Below are 26480 nucleotides of genomic sequence, written 5' to 3' on the forward strand. Positions count from 1 at the left end.
TGAGATGAAAACAGCCGCTCATTCGGCGGCTTCGGGTTCGGCGGACAGATCCATGTGGTAGACCTCATAGATTTCATCCGGCTTGGGCTTGAGACGGGTGGACAGGTACTTCTCGATGTTGAAGGCGTTTCGCGGGTCTGCATCGGAGAGGTACTTGTAGTTGGGGTGTTTGGTGATGTCATACTTGTTTGAGAGAAAAGGGCGTACCCCGCGTAGCTGTAGAATGCACTTGCCGCCATCCAGCACGGCCAGTTCGTCGATGCTCATCAGCTCCTTTCCGAGTTTCTGATAGTTCAGACTGTGGGAAACCTCACGGCCTCGGCTTTCCCCGGTGTTGAAGGTGTCGATGGTCTCTTTCCCAAGGGTTTCTGAAAGCTCTTTTAATGTGGTGCGCTCCTTACCGCCCAGAAAGATCGTGCTGTCCATATTGCCGATGATGGTGTCGCAGTGATCCTTATAGAGAGCCTTCAGCTGGGATTGAGCCTGCAGCACCAGACAGGCCGAGATCTCCCGGCTTCGGATGGTGGCCACCAGCTTTTCCAGCTTGGGAATTTGACCGATATTCGCTGCCTCATCAATGAGGCAGCGCACATGCACAGGCAGACGTCCACCATAGACGTCATCTGCCTTGTCGCACAGCAGATTGAAAAGCTGCGTGTAAGCCATGGAAACCAGGAAGTTGAAGGTGTCGTCGGTATCGCTGATGATGATGAACAGCGCCGTTTTCCGGTCACCCAGGGCATCCAGTTCCATTTCGTCGTAGGCCGTCAGGTCTCTGAGCTCCTTGATGTCAAAGGGCGCCAGACGGGCCCCGCAGCTGATGAGGATGGATTTGGCGGTCTTTCCGGCAGCCAGCTTGTATTTCTTGTACTGCCGGACTGCAAAATGCTCCGAGTCTCGTTCCTCCAGAGCGGCGAACATCAGATCCACCGGGTTCTGGAAGTCCTCGTCGTCCTCCCGGACTTCTGAGGCATTGATGAGCTCGATGAGGGTCGTGAAGTTCCGCTCGCTTTCCGGCGCTTCATAGTGGATGTAGCCCATGAGCGCGGTATAAAGAAGGGTCTCCGCCTTGACCCAGAAATCATCTCCGGCTTTGCCTTCACCCTTGGTGTTGGCAATGAGGGCCGTCACCAGCTTGAGGATATCCTTTTCGCTCTTGATGTAGGCAAAGGGGTTGTAGTGCATGGATTTGTTGAAGTTGATGGTATTGAGGATTTTGATCTTATAACCTTCCCTCAGGAGAAGCTGTCCGCATTCTACCACGACGCTGCCCTTGGGATCGGTGACCACATAGCTGGAATGGCACTGCATGAGATTTGGCTTGAGCCAAAACCGCGTCTTGCCAGATCCGGAACCACCCACCACCATGACGTTTTTATTGCGTGCCAACCGAGGATCTTTGGGCCTGTTGTTCATGGTCAAGCGCTCCGTCTCCGTGAGGATGACGTTGTTTCGAAAGGTTGGATCAATAAAGGGCTTGATGTCCTCAGGTCTGCCCCAGCGGGCTGAACCGTATTCGATGTTTTTGCGGTATTTTTTGGCGTTCCTGCCTTTAACATAGACTGCCAGCTTAATTCCACCAGCGATCCCAATGCCCAGGATCAGGTCCTGCGGGAGCAGGCTCGGCCAGGGGGACTGGAAAGCTAAAGCAAAGCCGTCCATGAGATTCAGTACTTTTTGGGAGATATCCAGTCCTGGAGAATATCGCCAGGCCTCTCCGAGTTTAGTGGCAAATAGAGCAATCAGAACATAGGGGAGGTTTAAAAGGAGCATCCGCTCGATTTTTACATTCATCGCGTCAGCTCCTTGTCTTTGTTTTTCACCCGGTCCATGATCTTGGACTGAACCAGGAGCTTGAATTTGGCAAGCTGCTCCAGGATGGAAGGCTGCTTGTCCTTCTTGAGGACCTTCGCCGTATATTCTGTGAAGGCTGCGGTAAGGGCATCGGCATCCCGGGCCTTGAAGAAGACCAGATATTTGGGCTTATCTCCGGTGGTGTCCTTCTTGAGGGCATAGTCCACGCCGTACTTTCTGGCGACCTGCTCAAAGGACTTGATGTTTTTATCTGTGATCTCAATGTTGGAGACACCGGCATTCTGACCGATGAGTGCCTTCACTGACTGCTTGCCGTGGGGGATCTGCGGCGGACTGTCCCGGCTCTTCTTCATTTCAGCCAATAGCTTGATGAGTGCAGCCTTCAGAACACGACCGGTCATTCGGGTGGTACTGACTGCCAGGGCAACGGTCCTGTTTTCCACTTCTTCCTGCATGAAAAATTCCTCCTTTCGTGGTTAGGTGAATCCAATTTACAAAAATACGTATCTTTAGCATGAAATAAGTAAAATCGTAAAGCTCTTTAAGATTTAGAGTTCAGGTTCCGTGGACTTCTGCTTTGGTTTGGTCACATGCAGCTCGTCCTTGCGCTTTATAGGGATGGCAACGATACGGCTGCCCATCTTCATGAAGATCAATGTAGTGACTAATACTCTGAGCATATTTCTCTATAAGAAACTACGACTCTGTCTATGGACACACATAAGTCGGATTGTATTGAAACTTCAGTTGTAGAAGAAAAAGTGAACTGACAGGGCAGGTTATTCAGCGAAAAGAAATGGATGCAAAAGAATTAGTGTATAAAAAAACGCATCGACACCATTATGGAGTTGATGCGCTATTCTAGATATGTTTTGTGGATTATGCCGGCAGTCGAAGTACATGCTTGATTGGTATGTGATTTTTGATTGCGATTCCTAGAATTGTAACCGAAAGGACTGTAATAGTAACACCCATAATGATTTCCTGCATATGGCTATCATAATTCTCGTCAAGTGCATGCAGCTTTTCTTGCGTGGTCATGTCGGTTGCATTTTCAATGAGACTAGTTTTTTGTTTATACTTCTCTTTTGAGGTCGAAGCAAGTGCGTCAATGGCATCAGTGATACAATTCTCGATGAAATCATTGACGCCGTCAGTATTTGAATTCATTATAGAAATTTTTTTTGACATGTTTTATTCCTCCTGTATTTGGTAGCTTGTGAATTAGCTTCTGATTTCTATGTTTTTATGGTACATTAAAAACAAAGATAAAAACATCTTTATTACTCTCTTTTTTTCGTAAACATTCAAGAGAAAAAGACAATAACATCTTTTAAGGAGGGTTATATGGCTCATAAAACTCTAAACCATGATGATACGAAATTCTTTTATAATAGGCTGTGGAAGCTAATGGAGAAGAACAATATCTCTACTGTTAAAAAACTGGCAACCGAATTGTATGAAGCAGGACTAGTGGTTGTAAATCAAAAGCAAAATTATAATTCAGATGAAGTCAACAAAGCCAATGCTATTGGGAGTGTCGAAAAGAAAATTCAAACTCATCTAATCTCGGAAAATACGGATCGCTTACAAGGTGAGTATGTTAATGCGTACTGCAAATTCTTCGGTTGCTCTGCTGACTATATATTCGGAATGACTGAAATTATTAGTGGTAATGATGATGTACGTCGCTTCTGCGAAAGCACAGGCCTTTCAGAAAAGGCTGTGAAACGATTTGTTGAAGAATTGCCGGAAGAAGCAAAAAATGAGCTGACTCAATGGTGGTCGGAGGTTTTGGAAAGTAATTTGTTTTATGGATTACCAATGGAATGGCATAGTATGTGCTATGAACTGGGGCAGTATTATTCGGCGCAGAATCAAATCAGCAATATTCATAAAGCTGCTGAAAAGATGGATTCGTCTGATGAATTTGTAGCCACTTTAAAAACTATGATGACTGAAAACTATGAAAAGGAAGCTAAACCGCATGCAACTGCCTACTTTTATCATCGCAGCAGTATCATTGATAATCTAACACAGTTTCTAGAAGAGAGTGCAGAGGCGTATGCTGTTCGCAAAAAAAAATCTATTGATGCCTATTTTTCATGGCAACTCCATAAAAAACTAGAAGCTGATCATTTATTGAAAGATGCCATTACGGAAGAAAATTAAATTCCTCGTTACTTCTTAGAAAGTCTTATTTGTTAATACAAGCAGGTTTTTTTTGAGACAGCTAAAGTTCAGGCTCGGTGGACTTATGCTTTGGTTTGGCAATATGAATTTCATCCTTAGGCTTGATGGGTATGGCGACGATGCGGCTGCCCATCTTCATGAAGATCTCAGGATCAGCAAATTTCTCGCGGTACTTTTCTGCCAGCTCTGGTGTGAGGGAATCAAAATCCTCTTCGCCAAGCCCGCAGACGATGAAGGTGCCGGCGATGATGTCGTAGTCCTCAAGTTTTCGGTTAAGGGGGAGTCCGATGAGCTTGCCTTCTTCATGACAGACAATGGCAACCGGGTCATCATAGGGATAGACGGCTTCGATGTAGCCGCCTACAACCTGCTGCAGAGAATTCAGATCACCGGTGATACTAGCCATACGCGGCGATTTTTCAGGTTCAACAATCAATACATCCATAGATTTTTTCTCCTTTTCTGTTTTTGAAATTGCACGAAACATTCCTTTTAAGCCATGTTTTGTGCATAATCAGCAATTATGCTATTTGGAGGTCTTCTGACCGTGGCTTTTAACGGTCAGGATGCCACTTAATGTAGTTGCCGGGATACGATAGCGCTCAGCAATGGCAATGTCGTTTTTCACGGTTTCGTCGATCCGAGATCCACAGACTACGAGGACGTTGGAGCGTCTGAGGTAATCGAGCTCAATGTCCTGTCTGTCCTTATGCTCCTGGGGGATGCCGTCATTTATGAAGGTTGCAAGCATCAGAATTGGACATATCGGACTGTAGCCAGCATCGTATACTTTCCTGCTGTATTTGGCGGCGATCTCCGTATTCTCAGTTGGATCAACGCCCCATGAAGCGGTGATATAGGCGAGAGGTCTTTTCATTTTGAGTAACTCCTTTCAGAAAAGATGAACTTTTGAATCAGTTTCTTTTGGCCGGATGTAACTTTGAAATTTGATTATCGTGCTAATTTGATTTGCGAAACTTGCATGAAAATAAAACTCATCTTATTTGCCGGGCTTAATAAGGCTCCCTAGATCCTCGAAAAAGTGGGAACCTGCTCCGTAAAGATCATGTTTAACCAGTGCTGTGTAATAGCTATCGATGGTGGTTGGAGCATTGAATAGCGTCGTCAGCAGATATTTCTTGATATTCCGGATGAAGGTGGTGTTTTTATCCAGGCATTCAAAGACATATTCGATGTGGGTGCTGTCGATGCGCTGCAGCCGTTCCTTGACCAATGATGCAGGGTAATCATCCCCGGCAACGGTGATATAGTCTCGCTTGGAACAGAGGGTCTCCACCATCAGGTCCACGATTTCATCAAGACGATCTTTGTCATAACGCTGAACAATAAACTTGTATTCGATTTTCTCCTGGATGGACTTCTTGATGGAATGAGCATCCAATCCAATCTCATCCTTCTCGATCGTGGCTTCTCTTGATGGATCAGGGATTGATGGATGTTTACTTAATCCCTTAGTCATTAATGGATCTTTATTTGTTTTCTTAGTATTTAATTGCGTTGGATTTCCCAACGTAGGTTTCTCCAACACTGGATTATCCAAGATTGGATTTTCCAACATTGGTATTTCCAATACTGGCTTCTCCGATATAGGCTCTATGGTTTCTGTAGAATTTGTCGCCAGGTGAGGCTTTTCATAAATCGTGTAGTCTGTACCCTTAAGGTGACCAAACTCATTTCTTTCCCTTGTCCTGACAATGTATCCTGCCCGTTCCAGTTCACGGACCGCTTCCCGAATGGCATCGATGCTTTCCCGGTTGATCATGGAAAGTCCCTTGAGGGTGTAGTCCCAGTCTTCAGGGAGTGACAGCATTTGAGATAGAAGCCCTTTGGATTTCAGCGACAGATCCTTGTTCTTCAAATGATGATTCGCCATAACGGTGTAATCCCTCGTTTTCTCAACTCGAAATACAGCCATCTGCATCCCTCCTTTCGACCATTTGAATAAAAAAAGCGCTTCTCATCGAAGCACCACGGAGGGGAATTACCGTTCCTGTGATTGCTGGCGCTTCCGCGACCAGCCCTCCAGCAGCTTAAGTATGGTTTCCTCCATCTGCTGTGGGGTGTAGGATTTAGGAAAATACTTTTTGAGCTTCTCGCCGGTGAGGGTCACCTTGTCCAGTTCACCTTTTTTGTCCTCAGACATGATGGCGGTCATGACATCAAAGGTCAGCTTGCCATCCTGACTATATTTCTTCAGGCGCTGAGCCTGAGACAGGGAAGGGGTGGATTGCTCCATGTCCATGGCTTCCATCAGCTGGACCTGTTCATGAGGCATGAGGTAGGAAAGCTCAACTGCCGGATTGAAAGCGATCTTCTTGGTATCGACCATATCGAGTAGCTCAGGAACAAGCTCTGTCAGGCGGATAAAACGCTGAACTTGTTTCACACTTTCGCCAGCTTGCTCGGCTAAAATCACATTGGATCTTCGGCTATCAAAATTCGGGTCAACTTGGCCCGCATTTTCTTTCGATGGCCTCCCAGCCTGTCGCTTCAACGCTTCCAGCTTGAGTTTATAAGCAAATGCGCGCTCGCTGGGCAGGATGTTCTCACGTTGAATATTGCTGTCAACCATGATAATGGTGGCAGCGTCATCGTCGAGATTACGGACGATGCAAGGAAGAGTCTCCTTACCGGCCAGCTCACTGGCACGTTTGCGCCGATGGCCGGAGATCAGCTCATATCCGCCTTCGTCACGAGGACGTGCGATGACCGGCACCAGGACGCCGTGTTTGGTGATGCTCTCGGCGGTCTCCAGCATCGATTCGTCATCTGTTACCTTGAAGGGATGATTCTTGAACGGATGCAAATCTGTCAAAGGAATATCGATGACCTTCTCTTGGGTTGCTTCGATTCTGGTTTCTTCGGTCTGAAAGATCTCATCGTAGGAGGTCAGATTTAGATTTCTGCCGCTGGGTTTCAAGTTTCAGCACCTCCTTCGTCAGATTTTTGTAGGCTTCTGCCACTTTACCCTTGGGATCATGGGCAAAGATACTTTTCCCATAGGAAGCAGTTTCTGCCGCCCGGACGGAGTGGGGGATGGACGAGTCGAACACCTTCAGCTTGGTTCCATAGGTTTCCCGCAAAAGAGTACTTATTTCCCTGGCGTCATTGGTCCGGTTATCCATCATAGTCAGCAGGATGCCATCGATCTTCAGCTTGGGATTGATTTGCTTGCGGACTTTATTGATGGTTTGAAGCAGCTGTTCCAGGCCTTTTGCAGAAAGGTACTGAGCCTGCACAGGAATGAGAACGCTATCTGCAGCGGCCAGGGTGTTGACTGTCAGCATGCCAAGAGATGGCATACAGTCTATGAGGATGTAGTCGTAGCCAGATTTGATTCCATCAAGATACTCCTTCAGAATCTTTTCCCGGCTCATCACATTGACCAGCGAGACCTCAAGTCCGGACAACTCAATGTTGGCGGGCACTAGATCCACACCTTCAGTATGATGAAGGATGCCTTCCTGGGGAGAAAGTGCCGTGTCATTCATAGTCTTTCCTAAGACAGAGGAAAGTGTCACTGGCAGTTGATCCGGCTGAGTATGACCCAAGCTGATCGTCAAGCTGCCTTGGGGATCACAGTCCACCAGCAAAACCTTTCGACCTTCCTGGGCTAAACCAATTCCCAGATTGGCACAGGTTGTGGTTTTTCCAACACCGCCTTTCTGATTGGCGATGGCAACTACATGGCAGGGCAAGGGTGATCACCTCCAGCCTGATTAAGAATGGTTCTCAGCAATGTCGTAAGAAAGTAGCTGAAAAAGATATTGGACTCTTGATCCATGACAATATAGCAGTCCATATCATCCGGCATTTCCTGCCCGATGAATTCATACATCAGGCCAAGATAAACGGCGAACTGATCACTCTCCATAATGGAGTGGTTGTAAAACAGCGAGTTTAAAAACATTTGTAGAGTTTCTCGATCGGCAAAGGATTCTAATGCAGTACGAGCGAAGGCTCTTCCTTCTATATCTGCAATAGAGCAGAGTTTCAGATACTGTTGATTGTAAAATTGGTTTTCCATTGTGACCCTCCTGGATTCTTATTTGATAGTTTACTTTGGAGATTTCTTTCAATAAAAAACCGCCCCAAGAGAGGCGGTGGCAGAGAGGTGAGATATTAACATAATAAAATTGATTTAGAAGTCTCTGCGGGATATAATAGTTCAAAACTTAGAATAGTGAAGATAAAATTAACGCCTGAGATGCGTGAAAAAACCGTACTAAAAGCGTACTATCGACCTTAATAGACGAGAAAAAGCATCGATAAAGCTGAAAATAATGCCTTAGAACCGCGTGAAACAGCCCGCTGGAGCGCGTGAAAAAGTCAAAACAGAGAGTGGGAATAAGAAAAATATGTATTTGTGATATATGTGGTGACAGCTAGTCTATAAGATTAGCTGTCATTTTTGTATTATATGTATTCACAATAAAAAAGTTTTGTAAGCAAGATAAGCTTTCTGAAGCCTATAATTTAAATATACACTCATTAAGGTCAAATACAAATCAATGTTGCAGTTAAATTGAATGTTTGGTAAAATAATACAAATAAAAAGATATATTACAAAACGTAATGCGGCCAATTCCTGGCGACTGTGAATCATTATAATAAATCCCATTCTATTTTCATTTTCGAATGGGATTATTTTTATACTGTGCTGAAATTTGTGTAACTTTTTATTCGGTTATGCGTTATTAATATAGATGATCATTAAAGAGAGGAATACGTCAGATGAAGGAGAGGTTCCGGGAAATATATGAGAACTATAAAGATGCAGTATATGGATATCTTTTTTATATGACACATGATGAACAGACCGCACAGGATTTATCTCAGGAAACATTCTTAAAAATCTATCTGGGATTGAAAAGGATAAATGAAGATTCCAATTTAAAAGCATGGTGTATGATCATAGCGAGAAACACCTTTTTATCTTATGCCAGAAAAAAGAAGCCGTTTTTGTTAGGGGATGAACTGATTCAGAATAATATAACGGCTACGGATAAATCGCCGGAAGATATGATTCTGCAGTCTGAAGAAAAAAAGGAAATTCAGAGGCTTCTTTTAAAGCTGAACGAATATGAACGAACGGTTCTGATACTACGTGATTACGAAGGTTTATCCTATGCGGACATCGCCGGAATCATGGAGTTGACGGAAACGGTGGTAAAGGTCAGGATATATCGTGCAAGAAGCAAGCTGAGAAAATTATATGAAGCAGTATCGGGAGCCCGACAGGGGGTGGATTCATGAAATGTGAAATGAAAGAATATGTTTTGGAATATCTTAAAGGTGACAGTCACGACTTGGAAATTGAAAAACACCTGGAGCATTGTGAGCAGTGCCAGGCGCTTATGGAAGGATACCTTGCGAAAGAAGATGCAATTAATCTTCCGGAGGCCGAATGTATCACCGGCAATTTAAAAGAACGGGTAGAGAATTATGATAAGGGGACAAAGCGGATCGTTGTTTTTACCATTGTAGGCCTTATCCTGGGATGGTTCAGCTATAAGTATTACATTACGGATTTTCTGCCTTTAAAAATCGTCATCGGAATACCCTATAAGATCAGCGAAATGATCCACGTGACGTTCCACGATCACAGCTTTATCTATTTAACACAGTACACACTGGGGCAGCTCAATGAATTTTTCCCTCAGGCTCATTTTGCATCCTTCTTTGCGGAATACGGGATATCTTCATTGATCGGTGGAGCGATTTATGGAAGCCTTGGATTCTTTACAGGGGATAAAAGAATCTTTACCCTGACCAAATATCTCAAATTTGCAGCGGTCTGGGCGATCATTATTTCCCTCGCCGTCGGAGGAACCTTCCTTGCGAATCATGCCGCTGTTGAGAAGAACCAAAAATTTGAAGACGTCAGCGGATTCTTTTTGAATTATGAATCCGGCGGAGAAGGGTTTTACGACGACGATACCGGAGAACGCGAAGATTTTTTCAAGGCCCTCGAGGAAGCTTTTTATGCGGATGGGCAGATTACGGAAACCAACCGGCAGAGAAACGCAGTTAACGAGGAACTGATCGAATTTGTCTTTGGTCCCTGGTACACAAGGTACATGGCAGCCTTGATCAATCTGCAGGAAGGTTATCTCGTATCGGATACAGGCAGAGTCTATTCTATGAGTGACGAATTCTGTCAAATGGTAATTGTCTGGCAGAAAAAGGAGGAGGAAAAGAATGCAAGGATTGCGGATTAAATCAAAAAGAGATTGGTTCATTGCTTTCGTTTTTGCCTTTCTCTTCATTTATTTGATTGCACTGAAATTTCAAAACAGGATTAGCGAACTCCTATGGCCGCTGACGCCTGACAAAATCAGTCTTCTCAACCAGCCGGACGGGCAAGGGGTGTTTGCAGCCGCGGTATTGGCAATGACGGCGCTTTCAATCGGGGTGATGATATATAAAAAGGTAAAGGGGAAATATCTTGTTTTTGCATTGGTCGGAGGTATTGTAATAGCGGGCGCGGCCATAGGCGTCTATTATTATGAGTGCCAATCGATCATAAACATACCTTCGGAATGCAAACCAGAAGGAGTATCCGTAACCTATCATGATGAACGGGGCCCTTCTTTCATCGATTACGCATTGAGTGAAAAAACAAAAGATCAGATTGTCAATAAGGTCCTGGCATTGCAACCGTTATCAGGTGAAGAGAAAAAAGAGCTGAATGAGAGAAACGATACCGGCGGCAGCGGTGGTGAGACGTCCGTTTCGATTTGGTATCCGAAAAAGGATGGGTACAGTTATCTCATAAGTGTAAGCATGAAGGATAACGTAATATACACTTGCAGGGGACGCAGCCCGGAATCTATCGTTATATATCAAGATAACGGCTTATTGGAAGTTTTAGAAAAAATGAAAACATGATAAAGAAGGATACTCACGTACACAAAAGTACGCTCCGTTTCTCAACGAAGCATTGTGCCTAGCCTAGCGAAAAAAATCCGTCGCCTAGTCATGATTGAGTATGACATAATTTTCCTGCGCATTGAGTAATAAAAGGATTTTATAAAACTTTGCAGCTCAAAGGCAGAAAAGCTGCATTTAGGATTAGCTTAGATACAACATATATAGGAAGGAACCACTTTATGAAGGCTCCTCTATGAATTTTAAAATATTAAATGGGACATGATCATAATCTTCTTTTCGTAAAGCATTAACAACTTCTTCATTTGATTGTTCATTTTTGGATATTCTATCTGAAGCCTTCATTAATAAGTTATAATTGCTAAAAATTTTATATCTAAACATTGTATTTTACCTCCTAGAGAAATCTTACCCATGGATTTAACGTTCAAACAGAAGATACCTTTTCATGCAACATTGGGAGTTGCATTGTCGATAATTCAGGACTTCATGAAACCATTAATCCAGTGTTATTTATATAAGAGATAATCAAGAGATAATCAAATCAGTAAAACACCCCAAAAGTCTTGATTTAAAAGGCTTTTGGGGTGTTTTAATTGACGTTGCGATTAATCTACAGCATTTGTTTTGCAGATGTGACTGTTATTTCTAACACTCTGGTTAAAAACGAAAATTTTTCTTTCATCATATTAAATTCTGGGCCTGATTCAATATATTTTGCAGTTCCTTCAACAACAAAGCCTGTTCCTTGGTAATCATTATAACCTAAGACTTCTCTGCTCCCCAATGCCATCTTTATTTTATTATTCAGTTCCACATTTTTTTCTGTTCTTCGCATTGCATATGCAGGAATTAAAATTCTTTCATCGGGTGTTACAACTAAATACGAATTCCAGGTGTTAACGATGTGCGGTTCATCCTTTCCCCATGATACGATTGAAACTACGCCTTCATTTTTTAATACTTCATAGAAATTTTTTGTAAGCATTATGTCATTACCTCCTAGAAATAATAATATATATTATAGATAAATAATATCTACAATTATAGTAACACTATGTCTTATGAAAGTCAATAAAATAAAATACATCATAGATAAGTTTTGTCTCTAATATTGACTATTAAATAATAATGAAGTACTATGTGGGGAGATTGTATTATGTAAAGAGGTGGTTTTTTGCAATTTTCAATAGGAGTAGAGTACGCATTACATTGCTTGCTATATATGGTGGATATTCCTTCGGGCAAATCTGTTGGGATAAAAGACTTAGCAACATTCCAAGGAGTGTCGGAAACGTATCTGTCAAAAGTATATACAAAATTAAGAAAATCAGGCCTTGTAAAGTCAATTCCTGGTGTCAATGGAGGATATGGACTGGCTCGGACACCTGAAAACATAACTTTTTGGGACATTATTGAAGCAGTTGAAGGAACTGCATCAATATTTCAGTGTGCAGAGATACGGCAAAACAATATCTTACTGGATAAGGACAATTTACCTGACACACATACAAAGTGTCCTTGTTTAATAAAAGTTGTAATGCTTGAAGCAGAGGATCAGATGAGACAGTATCTGAAGAACAAAACCTTAGCGTGGCTGCATGAACAAGTGCAGAATAAGCTTCCTGAAGAGCATAGAAAAGCAACGATTGAATGGTTTAATAATATTAGATCAAAGTCATAATTTCAAATGAAAAACTAGGCTGTCGATACGAAATTGGCAGCCTTCTTTCATTGTAAGGTTATTCTGCGTCCTGAAATGATGTCCCAGTATATTTTATTACTGCCATCTGGTGTAAATTATTTTTCTTAATTGAAAACAGTACTAGGGAATTGAATAACTGTATAATCTGTGTTATACTCATGGAAATATACACACAATTTACACTATCTTGGAATTGTCATGATCATGATGGAGAGCCTTCGTTTTCAGGACTCTCTTTTTTAAACTCTATGATAAATAGTTACAAATTAATAAGAGGTAATGATTTATGGATAATCAAATGATACGTAATCTGGGAATTTATAATTGGAAAAAATTCTCGTTAAGATATGCTTCCATACTTATTATCGGTTTTTTTATTGCAGTTATTGTAACTCTATTGCCGAGAAACTTTTTACTAGCCCATTCCATATTGGAGCTGATTTGTATATATATTGAGATCTCCATATTTTTAATTACTTGGAGCACTTATAAAAACATACCGAATATTTTGTACATGGTAGGGTTTGGTTTTCTTGCTGTTTCCGTGATGGATTTTTTTCATGGTTATTATTCTATTGCTACTCCATTGTTCCAACAGGGCTATGAAGACCTGGCGGCCCGATACTGGATTTTAGCACGGTTATTGGCTGCGGTTTCTCTATTTTCTATGAGCTTAAACCTGAAAATAAAAAGGGTGAACAAGATCACCATGCTGATTTTCACAGTTCTTTTTTCTATTGGATTATCCTATCTTTTGATGAAATACCCAGGAATTTTTCCTCTTATGCGGCTGGGATCCGGCTTGACCTGGGTCAAAATCGGAATGGAGTATGTGATCATTGCAATAACATTTCTAAGTATCCATTACATCAATGTGAAACACTGCGAAGAGTCAGTATTTTTAAACCAGAATATTTTAATGGTATTGCTTCTCATAATTCCGACAGAATTTATCTTTACACTTACCGATGATCCGTCATCTCTTTTTTATCATTACGGACATATCTTAAAGGTAATCAGCTTTTTTTATCTATATAGAGGAATTGTAACCAATATTATTACTTTCCCTTACAGTGAACTGGAGGCCAAATGCAGGAAACTGGAAGAGAAAGTGAATGAAATCAATTGCCTTAGAGACGCAAAGTGCATCGCCGAAATGGACAGTCAGAATAAAAGCGAATATATCGCCAATATGTCCCATGAACTGAGAACGCCTTTAAACGTCCTTTTAAGCGGTATTCAGCTGTTTGAACTCTACATGAACGGAGATTCTTCCCCTAAGACCAGAAAAATGATGAAGCATTTGCAATCAATGAAACAAAATTGTCTCCGCCAGCTTCGTCTGGTGAATAATCTCATTGATACTACCAAAATCGATGCCGGATTTCTGAACCTGGAATTCAGAATGTACAACATTATCCGGATTATAGAAAACATCACCACGTCACTGCAGGATTATGTTGCCAGTAAAAATATAGAAATTCAATTTCATTCCGAATTGAAAGAAATGAATATGCTCTGTGATGTAGATGCTATAGAAAGAATTATGATGAATTTAATTTCAAATTCCATTAAATTTACCAAAGCAAAAGGTATCATAGCGATAATCGTAAGAAAGCATCAGGGCCAAATAGAGATATCCGTAAAAGACAACGGTATTGGCATTCCCGAAGACAAATTAGATGATATATTTGACAGATATAAACAGGTAAAAGATACCACCAAGAAAGATAAAGAGGGGAGCGGTATTGGGCTGTCGTTAACGAAGGCACTGGTGGAGCTCCACGGAGGCAATATCCGTGTTTCCAGTAAACTTGGATCAGGCAGTGAATTTAACATCGAATTGCCCATCAATATTCTGTCGGATGCTTCCGATATGGATACAACAAAAAACGGAGTTGAGAATGACAGCAGCGACTTAATTCAGATCATGAATATTGAATTCTCGGACATTTATGAATAAAGAATTGTGATCTTTTCAACGAGGTAAAGGGTATAGAATCATAAGAGCGGTACAAGCTATGCGAAGGAGGAAGGCTATGAAATATGAAATCATTATATTTGATGCGGATGATACCTTATTTGATTTTAAAAAATCCGAAAAAATTGCCTTTCGGGATACCATAATAAATTTTGGACTGGATTATGATGAAAATTATCATTTCCCAATTTACAAGGAGATTAACAACGGAGTCTGGAAGGAGCTGGAGGATGGGCGGATTACTCAGTACGAATTGAATCTCATCCGCTTTCGAAGGCTGACAGAGCGTATGAAGTTCGATGGTCTGCAGTCGGATCTTGACTCCTCCGCAATAGCGGATTTCTATAAAAAACGTTTGTCACAGGCAGCCCATTTATACGATGACAGTATCACCCTGATTGAAGGTCTCTGCAAGGATTACCGGCTTTTGATCCTATCCAATGGTCTGAAAGAAATACAGGAAAATCGAATCAGAAACTCTGCCATCGCAAAATACTTTGACAACATTGTGATTTCGGAAGAGGTGGGGGTCTCAAAACCCGATCCGAGGATTTTTGCCATAGCTTTAAACGAAATTGGCTGTACGAACAAGGAAAAGATTCTAATGGTAGGCGACAGTCTTTCTTCCGATATTCAGGGAGGCATCAATTTTGGGATTGATACCTGCTGGTTCAATCCGAATAAGGCAACGAATGATACAAAGGTAAAGCCTACTTATGAGATATCAAGTCTGACAGAGGTCAGAAACGTGTTGCTTAAATAAACACCCAACACCTGACAGTGTAAGGGTGCGGCATGTAAATGGTTAAAAATAACCGCCGGTTTTCCGGCGGTTATTGCATCCAAATTCTTAAGATTATTGGCTCGTTTTTGGTTAATCCCTTGATTTATTTATTCCTGAATTCCGGGAATTTTAGGAAGGGTTGATAAGGACATTTCCAGATCTTCATCGGTAGGAATATAATCTTCCATAGTACCTTCATTATAGGAAGTATAAGCGGTCATGTCGAAGTATCCTGTTCCAGTGAGTCCGAAGAGAATGGTTTTTGCTTCTCCTGACTCTTTGCATCGCAGCGCTTCATCCATAGCGGCACGGATCGCATGAGCGGATTCCGGTGCGGGAAGAATGGTTTCGTTTTTCGCAAAGAAGGTAGCAGCTTCAAAGACTTTTGTCTGTTCTACGGCTACGGCCTCCATAGAACCATCATGATAAAGCTTTGAGAGCATAGGTGACATTCCATGGTAGCGAAGACCGCCTGCATGGTTGGCAGATGGAATGAAACCGCTTCCCAGTGTATACATCTTGGCGAGCGGAGTGATCTGGCCCAAATCGCAGAAATCATAGGCATATCGTCCTCTGGTGAAAGACGGACAGGAAGCGGGCTCTACGGCTACGATTCTTGGATTTGCTTTTCCTGTCAGTTTATCCTGCATAAAGGGAGCAATAAGACCGCCAAGATTGGAGCCACCGCCGGCACAGCCAATCACTACGTCAGGATATTCTCCCAGGATTTCCATGGCTGTTTTGGTTTCCAGACCGATAATGGATTGATGCAGCAATACCTGGTTGAGAACGGAACCGAGTACATATCGGTAGCCTTCTGATGTTACCGCCTTCTCAACTGCTTCTGAAATGGCACAGCCAAGACTTCCGCCGGTATTTGGATCTTTTTTCAGGATTTCGCGCCCAACATGGGTTGTGTCGCTGGGGCTTGCAATAACCTCAGCACCAAAGGTCTGCATCACGGCTTTTCGGAAGGGTTTCTGATTGTAAGAAACCTTCACCATATATACTGTAAGCGGAAGGCCGAAATAAGCACAGGCTTCCGAAAGGGCAGTACCCCATTGCCCGGCACCTGTTTCTGTGGTAAGTCCCTTTAAGCCCTGCTCCTTGGCATAATAGGCCTGGGCGATGGCGGAATTCAGCTTATGACTTCCTGAGGTGTTGTTTCCTTCAAATTTATAATAGATCTTAGCCGGAGTATCCAAAGCCTTTTCAAGATTATAGGCACGAATTAAAGGAGAAGGACGGTAGATTTTATACATTTCCTGAACTTCTTCAGGTATGTCAACATAACGTGTTTCCGTATCCAGTTCCTGTTTGGCAAGCTTCTCACAGAAGACAGGATACAGGTCTTCAACCTGGGCCGGCTTCATGGTGCCGGGATTAATCATCGGATCGTGCTGCTCTTTCATATCGGCTCTCAGGTTATACCATTGTTTGGGCATCTGCTCCTCTGATAAATACAATCTGTGTGGAATTTTACTCATTGTTTTTTCTCCTTTCAAATATGTTTTCAATGCTGCTTTTACGTAATAAAAAAGACCTCTGTCACTAGCTTTCACTAGGGACAAAAGTCTGTTGCTTCTGCGGTACCACCCTGTTTGATGCAATTTGCACCCACTCTTATCATACACAATCATGCATGCTCCCTTGATAACAGGCGGAGATCCCGTCAGGCGCTACTGGCAATCGATCCATTACAATTGTGTTCGTCCTGCCCTCATAAGTCCATTCGGCACAGCGTCATTTACCGCATTCCCACCAGCAGCGGCTCTCTGTGAAAAGTAACATCCATGCTTACTATTCTTAATCAACGGTTTTACTATTGTTTTTCTGTAGTATATGCTCTGTTTGTATATTTGTCAACAATTTTTTACCAAAAGATCATTTTACAGCTTTCGTAATTTCAGTTTATTGAATAAGATATAATCCTGGAACCGATCTCTCTAATCAGAGGTCACATCCTGAAAATTCCCCTTGCGATACAAGGTAATCTTCGCTACGGTGACGGGGTTATGGGGCAGGAGTAAGCCGCATATAACAAACGTGATCCCGTTTATCATCAGTGCGATCACACCTGAATGCAAAGGGAGATCGATGGTTTTCATAAAGGAAAAATACAGGGTAAAAAAGACACCCGCCATGAGTCCTGCTGCGGCACCCTGCGCATTGGACTTTTCCCATAAAAGTGCTCCTGCAACAGGTACGATTAATTGTGACATTCCACAGAGCGCGATAAATCCCATATCCACGATAGAAATGGGAGACTCGGCGAAAACCAGGGCCAGATACGCAGCGGCAGAAAATACGACTATGCAAAGTTTTGCAATAAAAACGATATGTTTTTCCGAAGATTTCGGGCGGAAATACCGTTTGTAAATATCCAAAGTCAATAAAGCGGATACCGCATGGATTCCTGAATTTGCGGTAGACAGGCATGCAGCGGCGCCGCAGCACATAATCAGGGCCATGAACCACCCGGGAGCGAATTCCACCAGCAGGATCGGAAGAATGGCATCAGCCGAAGCCTGTACGCCTTCCGGTTTCAAAAGTGCTGCCGCGCTTCCTGCAAGAATAGAGCCTACATAGGCAATGGTTCCCAGGCTTAGCAGCAACGGCATGATATAAAATGTTTTGGCTTCTTTGGTAGCATACATTCTGAGCCAGATTTGGGGTCCCATCACCACACCGATAGGAATGATGAGGAACATGGAAATCCACATGGTAACACCGGCCGTATCCGAACCAACAGGCAGAAGGATCAGATCAGGCCGTTTGGTGATCAAATCCTCAAATAAAATATCAACGCCCCCGACTTTCGATACCAGAAAATAGCCTCCGGCAATCAAACCCAAAAAAATAAGCAGTCCGTAAAAAATATCCGTCCATGCAACAGCCCGTAAACCTCCGGCCCAAAGATAGATAATCATAACAACATAGAACATGAGTGCACAGATCTGCCAGGGAATGACTCCTTTCGTGGCGATTTCAATAATGATAGCACCACCGTAAAGCTGTATCTGCAGATAGGGGATGGTAAAAATAATCATGATGGCGGTTACCAGTAAACTTAATTTCCTGGAATCATAAATATCAGTAAAAAAAGAAATGGGAGTGAGATATCCTTTTTCCTTTCCGTACTGGGCGATTTTTGCTCCGAACAGCAGATAAAGGAGCCCGAATAAAACATTCCAGCCAATGGCCGTCCAATAGACGGAACCCACCGAATAAAAATAGGAAATGGAGCCCAAAAAGGCAAAGGAACTCCACCAGGTAGCATATACGGTAAAGAACGAAACCATCGTTCCCATATTTCTGTTATAGATAAAAAAATCATTGATGGTGGAAATGGAGTTTTGTGACGCAAGAGAACCGATAACCAATGGAATGACAGTGAAAATCAAAATGATAGGAATTGGAATATTGGAATAAAATAGTTCTTCTAATGATTCAAAATTCACCTTTTCATCTCCTTTCTCAATGATGTTGAAAACCATAATTAGTATAACATAAAGCACACAGAAGATGTAAATGATTCTCCATTGGAAGGGATAAAATATGCATCGAACTTGACACACGGATATTTCTATTTATACTTTAAGTAAATCAAGTGAATTCATATGAAAGGTTACAGTGAACGGAGAATGCGCAGATGAGTAAATTTGTAAAATTATGGATAGGAAGCTGCCTGTTCTATATGGCAGATATTTTTATTCTGTTTCTGATTTTTTCCCGACTCATACCATCAGAAGTTGCAGAATCCATGCTGGCGATTCTTTTCAATATCCTCAGCGTCTATGCTTTGTGGTTTGTGTTTTCTGCCTGTTGTGCCATTGACAATATCCCGATCAAAAAATTTTGGGAACGATATATTCTATTGTTGATTATTTACAGCGCCGTGTTGAGAGTAAGCAATTCAGAACAGCTGATCATTGCATTGCCCTTTTATCTTTATCAAATCGTTCTAAACGGCGGGATCCTGTTTACCATATTCAGTAAATGGAGATTTTCTCTCGGGGTAAAAATTTGGACTGCTTTTATCATTTCGGCAGGCAGCATATTCCAGCTGTATTGCAGTCTCAATATAATTGTGAAGAACTTTTCTTTTTCGGTGCTTTATGCGGACGTTTGCTTCCTCCTGCTTCTGAATTTCACCATGACGTACCTGCATCAGAAAATCTGGAATATCAATCTGGCAATCAGGGATGATTATTTATACGCTTTGGCTGAAAAAGCGGTGGATATTATTTTTTACTATACCCTGCGGCCTTTCCCGAGATTTTCTTTTATCAGTCCTTCGGTGGAGAATATCGTCGGCTACAAGCAAAGTGATTTTTACCGAAACCCAAAGCTGTATCTGGAGCTTACCCATGAGGACGACAGGGATATCATTCAAAGAGCATTTTCTTCAGAGGCAGTTTCGGTAAATAAAAACTTTATCCGGTGGCAAAGAAAGGATGGTGAATTTATTTACCTTGAGTTTCATAACACACCGATTTTCTATGGAGGAAAGCTGACGGCTGTTGAAGGGATTTTGCGTGATATCACCGACAGAAAAATGGTTGAAAAAGAAATGCTGGATTCGAAAAAATCCAAGCAGATACTGCTCTCTTATATATCTCATGAATTGAAAACTCCGATTACGTACATTGTCGGTTATGCCGAAGCCCTTCAGAACAATTTATATCTAGAAGAAGCAGATAAAAAAAATGCCATTGATTTGATATCCACAAAGGCCGTATTTTTGCAGAAATTGGTGGATGACCTGTTTCAATTGAGTAAAATGGAAGCCAACCAATTTTCTTTCGAATTTATTCAGACAAAGGTATATAGTTTATACCGGTTTCTGGAAGAAAAGCATAAGCATGATCTGATGAATACCGGCATCCATTACACCACAATGATAGAAGATCGCCTGAAAGATGAGAAGTACGAGGTTTTGGTAGATATCAAGCGCATTCAGCAAGTATTCGGGAATCTGCTGCATAATGCAATTAACCATACCCCTGCAAATGGCAGCATCAGCTGTCAATGCAGCCTGGATGAAAAGAAAGAGCAAATCATCTTTAAAATCATAGATTCAGGAGTAGGGATTCCCAAAGAAGATCTACCTTATATTTTTAAAGCTTTTTACCGCGGCAAGACCAAGGCCTCCCAATCAAAAGAGGGCAGCGGGCTGGGACTTAGCCTTTCGGCACAAATTATACAGGCACATAAAGGAACGATAGAAGTGGAATCGAATAAAGGGAAAGGAAGTATCTTTGTTTTTACTATCCCTCTTTATTCACAGGAAGGCTGATTGGAGAAGAAAAAATAAAAGAGAAGATAAGCAGGATGTTAATCGGAATGAGATATAGACATGGAGAGGAGAATCCCATATGTCCAGTGAAAAAATATTGATCGTAGATGACGAAAAGCAAATCTGTACTTTAATAAAATCATTTTTGGAAAAAGAGCAGTATCAAACCTATACGGCCTATGATGCGGAGAACGCTCTGCGCATTTGCGATGAGATTGAACCGGAACTGATTATTCTTGACGTAATGCTTCCGGATATCAGTGGAGTTGATTTATGTTTGGAATTGAGAAGAAAAACTCAGTGCCCTATTTTATTCTTAAGCTGTAAATCGGAGGAAATCGATAAAATTATCGCCTTGTCGGCCGGCGGGGATGACTATATCACAAAACCTTTCCAATCAGGGGAACTCATTGCAAGAGTAAAAGCGCATTTAAGACGAAATCGGATCTTGGCTTCACCGCCGAAAAAAGCCCGAAATTACAATTACGAAGGGCTTTATGTGGATCTGGATGCCCATCAGGTTTTCCTGGATAATGCGGAAGTCAATCTTACGCCGAAGGAGTTTGATATTTTGGCTATTTTGATTGAAAATCCCAAAAGAGTTTTCAGTATGGACCAGCTATTTGAAATGGTGTGGAAGATAGACAGCTTGGAGGGCGACAGCCGAACGATTATGGTATATATTAGCAATATTCGAAAAAAGATAGAACCGGAAAAGCGCGGCATAAAATATATTATTAATGTTAGAGGGGTTGGCTATAAATTTAATAATTCTTTAAAACGGACATAGCAACATGGCAGCCGATTTCTGACAAATTGGATGCCCAAGAGTTCACTCATAGCGCTCAGGCGATCATAGAGATCCTCTGAGCGTTTTCTTTTATCCGGAAATTTCTAATAAAAAGGCCTTAAGGCAATCTAAATAAAATCTTAAGTTTATTTTAGAGAACCTAAATCGTATTCAGTATAAAACTAATGTAAATTATAGATAATTCAGAATTGACTGAAAATAAACTTTTGAAGGAGGAATTTAGATGTCAAAACGAAAAATGACAGGTAAGACGAAACTTATCTGGGTCCTGCTGCTGATCGGTTTTTTAGCAATGGAATTCCCGGGGGTACTCTTCTTCCACAAAATGGCGGATCCATTCCTTTTGGGTCTTCCGTTCATCTATGGCTATATCTTGTGTTGGTGGGCTTATATGTGCATCGTATTATTTTATGCCTATAAAACAGGATGGGGCCACCCCGAAGGAGAAGGAGGCGACAAGTAATGACTGGAACCAATATTGCGGCATTATTGATTATTGCTTTATTTATGCTGATCCCCCTTGCTATGGGAGCGTATGCAGGAAGAAAATCCATACCTACGACAGAGGACTTCTTTGTTCAAGGAAGAGGAATGGGTTCGGTAGCCGTATTTTTTACCGTTGCTGCAACCTGGTGGAGTGCCTTTGCATTCATGGGATCCAACTCCTATTTTTATTTAAAAGGACCTCTTTACTGGACTGCTATCGCATGGAATATTTTATTTGGAATCCTTTATTTCGTAGTAGGAAAGCGAGTATGGTTTCTGGGTAAAACCAATAACTACATCACTCCGAAAGACTTCTTTAAGCATCAGTACGGCTCGGAAGCTTTAGGAAATATCGTTGCCATCATTATGTTAATCTTTACTTTACCTTATCTGCAAATTCAGCTGACCGGCGGTGCTTATCTCATCGAAGTCGCTTCCGGCGGAATTATTAACTTTAAATTTGCAGCACTATTATTCTATCTTGTCATTATTATTTACGTATGGTCCGGAGGTTTAAGAGCGGTTGCCTGGACAGACATTTTCTACGGAGTGCTCTTATTCTTTGGAATGATTTACGGAGGAATCTACATAGCGAATCTTCTTGGTGATCCTACGGAAATGTTTGAACAGCTCAGGGAAGTGAAGCCTGAAAATCTGGCTTTGCAGGAAAATGCCTGGATGGCATGGCTTGCCATGTTTATCATAACACCTGTCGGATCCTTTATGGGCCCACAGCTATGGACCCGTATGTATGCGGTAAAATCAGCAAAGCTGTTCAATTTAATGCCCTTCCTTTTAGGCTTTGCAGCTATTGCTTATATAGGCTCCATGCTTGTAGGAAATTCTGCTGTCATTTTAGAACCTGCCATTGAACAGACCGATAAAGTACTGCCTGTTATCCTTTACAAATATGCGCCTTTTGTAATGGCATCCTTTATCATTGCCTGCGGAGCGGCAGCAGCCATGTCCACAGCCAATTCCCAGATCCATTCCATGTCGGCAGTCTATACGGTAGACTTCCATAAGACTTATATCAATAAGAACTTAAGTGAAAAACAGCTTGTATGGGTTGGCAGATGGTGTATCCTGATCCTCTCGGCTGTTGCCTATGTCATGGCATTATATGTCCCTGGATTGCTGGTAAATATCGGACTTGTGGCACTTGCAGGAACTGCCCAGGTCATCGTACCTACCGTGGGAGCCCTGTTCTGGAAGAAGTCAACGGTTGCAGGTGCTATTTCGGGCATATTGGCAGGTACCATCCTTCTCATCGTATTCACCTTTGTACCCGGCACAATCCCCGGACCTTTTGCCTTCGGCGGCGGCGGTCTGCTCTCCCTGTTCTGCAACATCGTGGTATTCTTTGCAGTAAGCAGCGTGACAAAAGCCAGACCAAAGGAGTTGTTAGATGAGCTGGATAAACAATATGATGATTTCTATAATAAAAAATATTAAATAAAGCTGGAATCTGAAGGAGCTTGGTATAAGCTCCTTCAGATCATGTTTCGGAGTGGACATGAATTGGAGGCTGACCATGATAGAAATAGAGAAAGTAAAGGAAATCTCTGCTTTATTCAACCCTCAGATGATTGAATTCTGTCAGAGGCTAATCAGAACACCATCCCTGCCGGGTGAAGAAGAGGCCGTGTCGGAGCTTTTTCTTGAGGAAATGAAGCTTCTCGGATACGATGAAGTGTTTCGGGATCGCTGGGGCAATATCACAGGGGTGATTCGGGGAACCGAACCGGGTCCTGCCATTATGTACAATGGCCATCTTGATCACGTAGATCCGGGAGACCGTCTGGAGTGGGGAGGATATGACCCCTATGGTGCGGAAATTGATGAATGCCCCGTGTTTGATCAAAATCTTACCCTGGAAGAAATCGTGCCGGTGATCCATGGCCGCGGCTCGGCGGACCTGAAAGGCGGAGCGGCAGCTCAGGTGTATGCTGGCGGTATTCTGGTTCAATTGAGAAAGGAAGGCTGCCCAATCAGGGGAACTTTTATTATTTCGATGGTTTCCATGGAAGAAAACGGTGAGATGCTGGGTATGCTCAAGCTTCTAGACGAGACCTTCGCTGAAAAAGGTATCCATATAGACGGAATGGTGAATTGTGAACCGAGCAGCTTAAAAATTATGCTGGGACATCGAGGCAGAGTCGAACTGAAAGTTACGGTCTTTGGTTCCAGCTGTCATGGCAGTTCTCCCTGGCTTGGGGTAAATGCCGTTACGAAAGCTGCCAAACTAATTTTGGAAATTGAGAAAGCAGTCTGGTCCAACGGACACGAAGACAAAGATCTCGGAAGGTCAGGTATTGCTTTAACGATTATAGAATGTGAACCGGCAGCTCTGTGCATCGTTCCCGATAAGTGCCATATTACCTACGATCGAAGATTGGTGCCGGGAGAAACTGTAGAGGGTGCCATTGCGGAAATACAACACATTATTGACCGGCTGTCGGAAGAGGACGAAGAATTCAAAGCGGCTGTAAAGGTAAATTCTGCAGAGAGAAGAGCTTATACCGGAGCGGCTGCTGCCATAGAAAGCCAAAAAGAAGTATGGAAAATTGAGGCGGAGCACCCTTTTGTCCAGGCCTGTGCAAAGGGATTGGAAGATGCCGGTCAGATACCCCAATTCGGTTATTGGAGCTTCAGCACGGATATCCCCGCGGTGGGTGCCAGAATGAAGAAACCTGTAATCGGATATTCCGGGATGCAGGAGTTTTATATTCACCGGCCCATAGAAAAAGTGAGAATCGATTATCTGGAAAAAAGTTTGGTTGGAAATGTGTCCATGTTCCTTAGGCTGGTACAATTGCCGAAGGAGGTGTTTCAATGCGAGTAAAGGGTGAGGTTTCCATGAAGGCAGATATAATATTGTACAATGGCAGCGTATTAACGGTAGATCACAAGGATTCTGTTGTTTCTGCCGTGGCGACAAAAGACAATAAAATTATTTATGCAGGCTCTGATGATGAGGCGCTGAAATTTTTCGGAGAAAACACAAAACTGATAGACTTGAAAGGCAGGAGCCTGGTTCCCGGATTTATCGATTCTCACCTGCATACTGCCGTACTTGGTGCAAATTCGCTTGCTATTGACTGCAGATCACCAGGTGTTACTTCTATTGAAGATATCAAAAGGCTAATCAAAGAGGCTGCGAAAGTAACCCCCAAGGGCCAGTGGATCAGGGGCTGGGGCTATGATCATTCCAAGCTGACAGAGAAAAGACATCCCAATCGATATGATTTGGATGAGGCTGCTCCTGAGCATCCTGTGATTCTGACCAGAGTCTGTGCACATATTTCCGCCCATAACTCTCTAAGTCTGAAGACTGCCGGTATAGCGGATGATGCATCAGATCCTGAAGGGGGAGTGATGGATAGAGAGCATGGCAGGATTAACGGAGTAATGAGAGAAAATGCCCACATGCAAATTCTGAAAACCTCACAGCTTTCCAGAGAAGAATTAATCCATGCCATGAGTGCCGCCAACGATATTCTGATCAGGGAGGGCATCACCTCGGTTCATGATTCCGGCGGCTACGGAGCAGTTCAAATGAGTGCAATCCAGGATGCCGTAAAGGAAAAGAAGCTTCGGCTCAGACTCTATGCTATGATTTTTTCTTTTGTGGAGAATCTCAGCTTTGTTGAAGAGTATATTCATATGGGACTTCATACAGGATTCGGAGATGACCATTTCCGGTTAGGGCCTGTAAAGGTGATGATCGACGGCAGCAGCAGCGGTCCGACGGCCGCCACAATAGAACCGTACTGCAGCAATCCCGGTGACTCAGGAATCCTGAGCATGACCCAGGAACAGGTAGATGATATTATTATAAGGGCTCATAAAGCCGGTTGGCAGGTTACCTCTCATGCGGTGGGAGATAAGGCTGTCACCATGATTGTAAGTGCAATCGAAAAGGCCTTGCAACAATTTCCAAGAGAAAACCATCGCCACAGAATAGAACATTGTGCCATGATCAATGATGAGCTTTTAGACAGAATCAAGAAAACGGGTATTATTCCAATTCCCAACCCCATATTCCTATATGAATTCGGTGACGGCTATATGGTGAACTATGGAAAGGAAAGGGCTTATAGAATGTTTCCAAATAAAAGCTATTTTGACAGAGGAATCCTTGCGGCGGGAAGCAGCGACAGTCCCATCACCTTTTCGAACCCCATTCTAAACATGCATCTTGCTGTGAATCGAGAGACCCAGACCGGCCAGATGATCAACCTGAAGGAACGGATTTCGGTGAAGGAGGCTTTACGAATGTTCACTTATCACGGCGCTTATGCAAGCTTTGAGGAGGATCGAAAAGGCTCTATTGAAGCGGGTAAACTTGCAGATCTGGTGCTCCTGTCCGACGATCTTTTAAAGGTATCATCTGACAGAATCAAAGAGATAACCGTGGACATGACAATCATTGACGGGGATATCGTTTATCGAAAAGAATCCGAATAGCGGTATCCGCAAGAAAATCAATTC

General features: G+C 42.6%; 27 protein-coding genes and 1 other annotated feature. Of the genes, 13 read left to right on the forward strand and 14 right to left on the reverse strand.

Going from position 1 to position 26480, the window contains the following annotated elements; genetic code table 11:
* Nucleotides 1–18: 18 nt before the first annotated feature.
* The 4 genes from KCX82_RS09770 to KCX82_RS09780 all read right to left on the reverse strand — a co-directional run bounded on the left by KCX82_RS09770 (nt 19) and on the right by KCX82_RS09780 (nt 2985).
* Nucleotides 19–1794: a VirD4-like conjugal transfer protein, CD1115 family gene (locus KCX82_RS09770; protein ID WP_227018274.1), complete on the reverse strand. Its 1776-nt coding sequence runs from the start codon at nt 1792–1794 to the stop codon at nt 19–21.
* Entirely contained in the window at nt 1791–2270 is a 480-nt protein-coding gene (locus tag KCX82_RS09775; RefSeq protein WP_227018275.1) for a PcfB family protein, read from the reverse strand. Before KCX82_RS09775 ends, KCX82_RS09770 begins: the two co-directional genes overlap by 4 nt.
* 93 nt (nt 2271–2363) lie before the next feature.
* Nucleotides 2364–2495: a hypothetical protein gene (locus tag KCX82_RS22960; protein ID WP_264373240.1), complete on the reverse strand. Its 132-nt coding sequence runs from the start codon at nt 2493–2495 to the stop codon at nt 2364–2366.
* Nucleotides 2496–2694: 199 nt separating this feature from the next.
* Nucleotides 2695–2985: a hypothetical protein gene (locus tag KCX82_RS09780; protein ID WP_227018276.1), complete on the reverse strand. Its 291-nt coding sequence runs from the start codon at nt 2983–2985 to the stop codon at nt 2695–2697.
* Nucleotides 2986–3162: 177 nt separating this feature from the next.
* Here KCX82_RS09780 and KCX82_RS09785 point away from each other — a divergent pair, with 177 nt between their 5' ends.
* Complete coding sequence (locus KCX82_RS09785; protein WP_227018277.1) at nt 3163–3987, forward strand: hypothetical protein; 825 nt, start codon at nt 3163–3165, stop codon at nt 3985–3987.
* A 61-nt stretch (nt 3988–4048) separates the two neighbouring features.
* Here the strand turns inward: KCX82_RS09785 and KCX82_RS09790 are convergent, their stop codons facing one another.
* From KCX82_RS09790 to KCX82_RS09815, 6 genes are all read right to left on the reverse strand, one after another.
* Nucleotides 4049–4495 carry a DUF3846 domain-containing protein gene (locus KCX82_RS09790; protein ID WP_227018278.1) on the reverse strand — a complete coding sequence of 149 codons (447 nt, stop codon included), beginning with the start codon at nt 4493–4495 and terminating at the stop codon, nt 4049–4051.
* A 39-nt stretch (nt 4496–4534) separates the two neighbouring features.
* Entirely contained in the window at nt 4535–4885 is a 351-nt protein-coding gene (locus KCX82_RS09795) for a DUF7768 domain-containing protein (protein WP_211802330.1), read from the reverse strand.
* Nucleotides 4886–5008: 123 nt separating this feature from the next.
* A complete protein-coding gene (locus tag KCX82_RS09800) occupies nt 5009–5944 on the reverse strand; it encodes a DUF6017 domain-containing protein (protein ID WP_227018279.1) in 936 nt (311 codons plus the stop codon).
* 66 nt (nt 5945–6010) lie between these two features.
* Nucleotides 6011–6949, reverse strand: coding sequence for a ParB/RepB/Spo0J family partition protein (locus tag KCX82_RS09805; protein ID WP_227018280.1), 939 nt, complete (start codon nt 6947–6949; stop codon nt 6011–6013).
* A complete protein-coding gene (locus tag KCX82_RS09810; RefSeq protein ID WP_227018281.1) occupies nt 6906–7727 on the reverse strand; it encodes a ParA family protein in 822 nt (273 codons plus the stop codon). The genes KCX82_RS09805 and KCX82_RS09810 overlap by 44 nt, the downstream gene beginning before the upstream one ends.
* Entirely contained in the window at nt 7712–8056 is a 345-nt protein-coding gene (locus KCX82_RS09815) for a hypothetical protein (RefSeq protein ID WP_227018282.1), read from the reverse strand. Before KCX82_RS09815 ends, KCX82_RS09810 begins: the two co-directional genes overlap by 16 nt.
* Before the next feature lie 707 nt (nt 8057–8763).
* Here KCX82_RS09815 and KCX82_RS09820 point away from each other — a divergent pair.
* Genes KCX82_RS09820 through KCX82_RS09830 form a run of 3 tightly spaced genes read left to right on the forward strand, consistent with a single transcriptional unit; the run spans nt 8764 to nt 10920 of the window.
* Nucleotides 8764–9285: an RNA polymerase sigma factor gene (locus KCX82_RS09820; protein WP_227018283.1), complete on the forward strand. Its 522-nt coding sequence runs from the start codon at nt 8764–8766 to the stop codon at nt 9283–9285.
* Complete coding sequence (locus tag KCX82_RS09825; protein WP_227018284.1) at nt 9282–10250, forward strand: hypothetical protein; 969 nt, start codon at nt 9282–9284, stop codon at nt 10248–10250. The genes KCX82_RS09820 and KCX82_RS09825 overlap by 4 nt, the downstream gene beginning before the upstream one ends.
* On the forward strand, nt 10231–10920 hold the full coding sequence (locus tag KCX82_RS09830; RefSeq protein WP_227018285.1) for a hypothetical protein: 690 nt from the start codon (nt 10231–10233) through the stop codon (nt 10918–10920). Before KCX82_RS09825 ends, KCX82_RS09830 begins: the two co-directional genes overlap by 20 nt.
* Nucleotides 10921–11139: 219 nt before the next feature.
* Here KCX82_RS09830 and KCX82_RS09835 read toward each other — a convergent pair whose 3' ends face one another.
* Together KCX82_RS09835 and KCX82_RS09840 are read right to left on the reverse strand one after the other, a co-directional pair.
* On the reverse strand, nt 11140–11304 hold the full coding sequence (locus KCX82_RS09835) for a hypothetical protein (protein WP_227018286.1): 165 nt from the start codon (nt 11302–11304) through the stop codon (nt 11140–11142).
* Nucleotides 11305–11533: 229 nt separating this feature from the next.
* Nucleotides 11534–11908: a pyridoxamine 5'-phosphate oxidase family protein gene (locus KCX82_RS09840; RefSeq protein ID WP_227018287.1), complete on the reverse strand. Its 375-nt coding sequence runs from the start codon at nt 11906–11908 to the stop codon at nt 11534–11536.
* A 189-nt stretch (nt 11909–12097) separates the two neighbouring features.
* Here KCX82_RS09840 and KCX82_RS09845 point away from each other — a divergent pair, with 189 nt between their 5' ends.
* From KCX82_RS09845 to KCX82_RS09855, 3 genes are all read left to right on the forward strand, one after another.
* On the forward strand, nt 12098–12604 hold the full coding sequence (locus KCX82_RS09845) for an RrF2 family transcriptional regulator (protein WP_227018288.1): 507 nt from the start codon (nt 12098–12100) through the stop codon (nt 12602–12604).
* 307 nt (nt 12605–12911) lie between these two features.
* The gene (locus KCX82_RS09850) at nt 12912–14588 is read left to right on the forward strand and encodes a sensor histidine kinase (protein WP_227018289.1); all 1677 of its coding nucleotides are present in this window, start codon (nt 12912–12914) and stop codon (nt 14586–14588) included.
* A gap of 76 nt (nt 14589–14664) precedes the next feature.
* A complete protein-coding gene (locus KCX82_RS09855) occupies nt 14665–15369 on the forward strand; it encodes a YjjG family noncanonical pyrimidine nucleotidase (protein WP_227018290.1) in 705 nt (234 codons plus the stop codon).
* 128 nt (nt 15370–15497) lie between these two features.
* Here KCX82_RS09855 and KCX82_RS09860 read toward each other — a convergent pair whose 3' ends face one another.
* Together KCX82_RS09860 and KCX82_RS09865 are read right to left on the reverse strand one after the other, a co-directional pair.
* The gene (locus KCX82_RS09860) at nt 15498–16877 is read right to left on the reverse strand and encodes a TrpB-like pyridoxal phosphate-dependent enzyme (protein ID WP_227018291.1); all 1380 of its coding nucleotides are present in this window, start codon (nt 16875–16877) and stop codon (nt 15498–15500) included.
* Nucleotides 16878–16950: 73 nt separating this feature from the next.
* Nucleotides 16951–17213, reverse strand: a binding site (T-box leader).
* A gap of 123 nt (nt 17214–17336) precedes the next feature.
* On the reverse strand, nt 17337–18851 hold the full coding sequence (locus tag KCX82_RS09865; RefSeq protein WP_227018292.1) for a sodium:solute symporter family protein: 1515 nt from the start codon (nt 18849–18851) through the stop codon (nt 17337–17339).
* 191 nt (nt 18852–19042) lie between these two features.
* On the opposite strand from KCX82_RS09865, the gene KCX82_RS09870 reads away from it, so the two are divergent.
* The 6 genes from KCX82_RS09870 to KCX82_RS09895 all read left to right on the forward strand — a co-directional run bounded on the left by KCX82_RS09870 (nt 19043) and on the right by KCX82_RS09895 (nt 26456).
* Nucleotides 19043–20689, forward strand: a complete 1647-nt coding sequence (locus KCX82_RS09870; protein WP_227018293.1) for a sensor histidine kinase — start codon at nt 19043–19045, stop codon at nt 20687–20689.
* 79 nt (nt 20690–20768) lie between these two features.
* On the forward strand, nt 20769–21479 hold the full coding sequence (locus tag KCX82_RS09875; protein ID WP_227018294.1) for a response regulator transcription factor: 711 nt from the start codon (nt 20769–20771) through the stop codon (nt 21477–21479).
* Between the two features lie 244 nt (nt 21480–21723).
* Nucleotides 21724–21963 (forward strand): hypothetical protein, encoded by a 240-nt coding sequence (locus tag KCX82_RS09880; protein WP_227018295.1) that lies wholly within the window; start codon nt 21724–21726, stop codon nt 21961–21963.
* The gene (locus KCX82_RS09885) at nt 21963–23441 is read left to right on the forward strand and encodes a sodium:solute symporter family protein (RefSeq protein WP_227018296.1); all 1479 of its coding nucleotides are present in this window, start codon (nt 21963–21965) and stop codon (nt 23439–23441) included. The genes KCX82_RS09880 and KCX82_RS09885 overlap by 1 nt, the downstream gene beginning before the upstream one ends.
* 79 nt (nt 23442–23520) lie before the next feature.
* Nucleotides 23521–24831, forward strand: coding sequence for a M20/M25/M40 family metallo-hydrolase (locus KCX82_RS09890; RefSeq protein ID WP_227018297.1), 1311 nt, complete (start codon nt 23521–23523; stop codon nt 24829–24831).
* Nucleotides 24822–26456 carry an amidohydrolase gene (locus tag KCX82_RS09895; RefSeq protein WP_227018298.1) on the forward strand — a complete coding sequence of 545 codons (1635 nt, stop codon included), beginning with the start codon at nt 24822–24824 and terminating at the stop codon, nt 26454–26456. Before KCX82_RS09890 ends, KCX82_RS09895 begins: the two co-directional genes overlap by 10 nt.
* The last annotated feature ends 24 nt before the right edge of the window (nt 26457–26480 follow it).

Origin of the sequence: Sinanaerobacter chloroacetimidivorans (genome assembly GCF_018128545.1) — a bacterium.
In the GTDB taxonomy this organism is placed as follows: Bacteria; Bacillota; Clostridia; order Peptostreptococcales; family Anaerovoracaceae; genus Sinanaerobacter; species Sinanaerobacter chloroacetimidivorans.

Excerpts from the sequence above, each read along its gene's own strand:
- KCX82_RS09815 (WP_227018282.1), bottom strand. The coding sequence starts at position 8,056 with ATGGAAAACCAATTTTACAATCAACAGTATCTGAAACTCTGCTCTATT.
- KCX82_RS09850 (WP_227018289.1), top strand. The coding sequence starts at position 12,912 with ATGGATAATCAAATGATACGTAATCTGGGAATTTATAATTGGAAAAAA.
- KCX82_RS09800 (WP_227018279.1), bottom strand. The coding sequence starts at position 5,944 with ATGGCTGTATTTCGAGTTGAGAAAACGAGGGATTACACCGTTATGGCG.
- KCX82_RS09825 (WP_227018284.1), top strand. The coding sequence starts at position 9,282 with ATGAAATGTGAAATGAAAGAATATGTTTTGGAATATCTTAAAGGTGAC.
- KCX82_RS09790 (WP_227018278.1), bottom strand. The coding sequence starts at position 4,495 with ATGTTTCGTGCAATTTCAAAAACAGAAAAGGAGAAAAAATCTATGGAT.
- KCX82_RS09895 (WP_227018298.1), top strand. The coding sequence starts at position 24,822 with ATGCGAGTAAAGGGTGAGGTTTCCATGAAGGCAGATATAATATTGTAC.
- KCX82_RS09855 (WP_227018290.1), top strand. The coding sequence starts at position 14,665 with ATGAAATATGAAATCATTATATTTGATGCGGATGATACCTTATTTGAT.
- KCX82_RS09880 (WP_227018295.1), top strand. The coding sequence starts at position 21,724 with ATGTCAAAACGAAAAATGACAGGTAAGACGAAACTTATCTGGGTCCTG.
- KCX82_RS09820 (WP_227018283.1), top strand. The coding sequence starts at position 8,764 with ATGAAGGAGAGGTTCCGGGAAATATATGAGAACTATAAAGATGCAGTA.
- KCX82_RS22960 (WP_264373240.1), bottom strand. The coding sequence starts at position 2,495 with ATGCTCAGAGTATTAGTCACTACATTGATCTTCATGAAGATGGGCAGC.
- KCX82_RS09830 (WP_227018285.1), top strand. The coding sequence starts at position 10,231 with ATGCAAGGATTGCGGATTAAATCAAAAAGAGATTGGTTCATTGCTTTC.
- KCX82_RS09780 (WP_227018276.1), bottom strand. The coding sequence starts at position 2,985 with ATGAATTCAAATACTGACGGCGTCAATGATTTCATCGAGAATTGTATC.
- KCX82_RS09840 (WP_227018287.1), bottom strand. The coding sequence starts at position 11,908 with ATGCTTACAAAAAATTTCTATGAAGTATTAAAAAATGAAGGCGTAGTT.
- KCX82_RS09795 (WP_211802330.1), bottom strand. The coding sequence starts at position 4,885 with ATGAAAAGACCTCTCGCCTATATCACCGCTTCATGGGGCGTTGATCCA.
- KCX82_RS09860 (WP_227018291.1), bottom strand. The coding sequence starts at position 16,877 with ATGAGTAAAATTCCACACAGATTGTATTTATCAGAGGAGCAGATGCCC.
- KCX82_RS09885 (WP_227018296.1), top strand. The coding sequence starts at position 21,963 with ATGACTGGAACCAATATTGCGGCATTATTGATTATTGCTTTATTTATG.
- KCX82_RS09775 (WP_227018275.1), bottom strand. The coding sequence starts at position 2,270 with ATGCAGGAAGAAGTGGAAAACAGGACCGTTGCCCTGGCAGTCAGTACC.
- KCX82_RS09770 (WP_227018274.1), bottom strand. The coding sequence starts at position 1,794 with ATGAATGTAAAAATCGAGCGGATGCTCCTTTTAAACCTCCCCTATGTT.
- KCX82_RS09875 (WP_227018294.1), top strand. The coding sequence starts at position 20,769 with ATGTCCAGTGAAAAAATATTGATCGTAGATGACGAAAAGCAAATCTGT.
- KCX82_RS09835 (WP_227018286.1), bottom strand. The coding sequence starts at position 11,304 with ATGTTTAGATATAAAATTTTTAGCAATTATAACTTATTAATGAAGGCT.
- KCX82_RS09785 (WP_227018277.1), top strand. The coding sequence starts at position 3,163 with ATGGCTCATAAAACTCTAAACCATGATGATACGAAATTCTTTTATAAT.
- KCX82_RS09870 (WP_227018293.1), top strand. The coding sequence starts at position 19,043 with ATGAGTAAATTTGTAAAATTATGGATAGGAAGCTGCCTGTTCTATATG.
- KCX82_RS09890 (WP_227018297.1), top strand. The coding sequence starts at position 23,521 with ATGATAGAAATAGAGAAAGTAAAGGAAATCTCTGCTTTATTCAACCCT.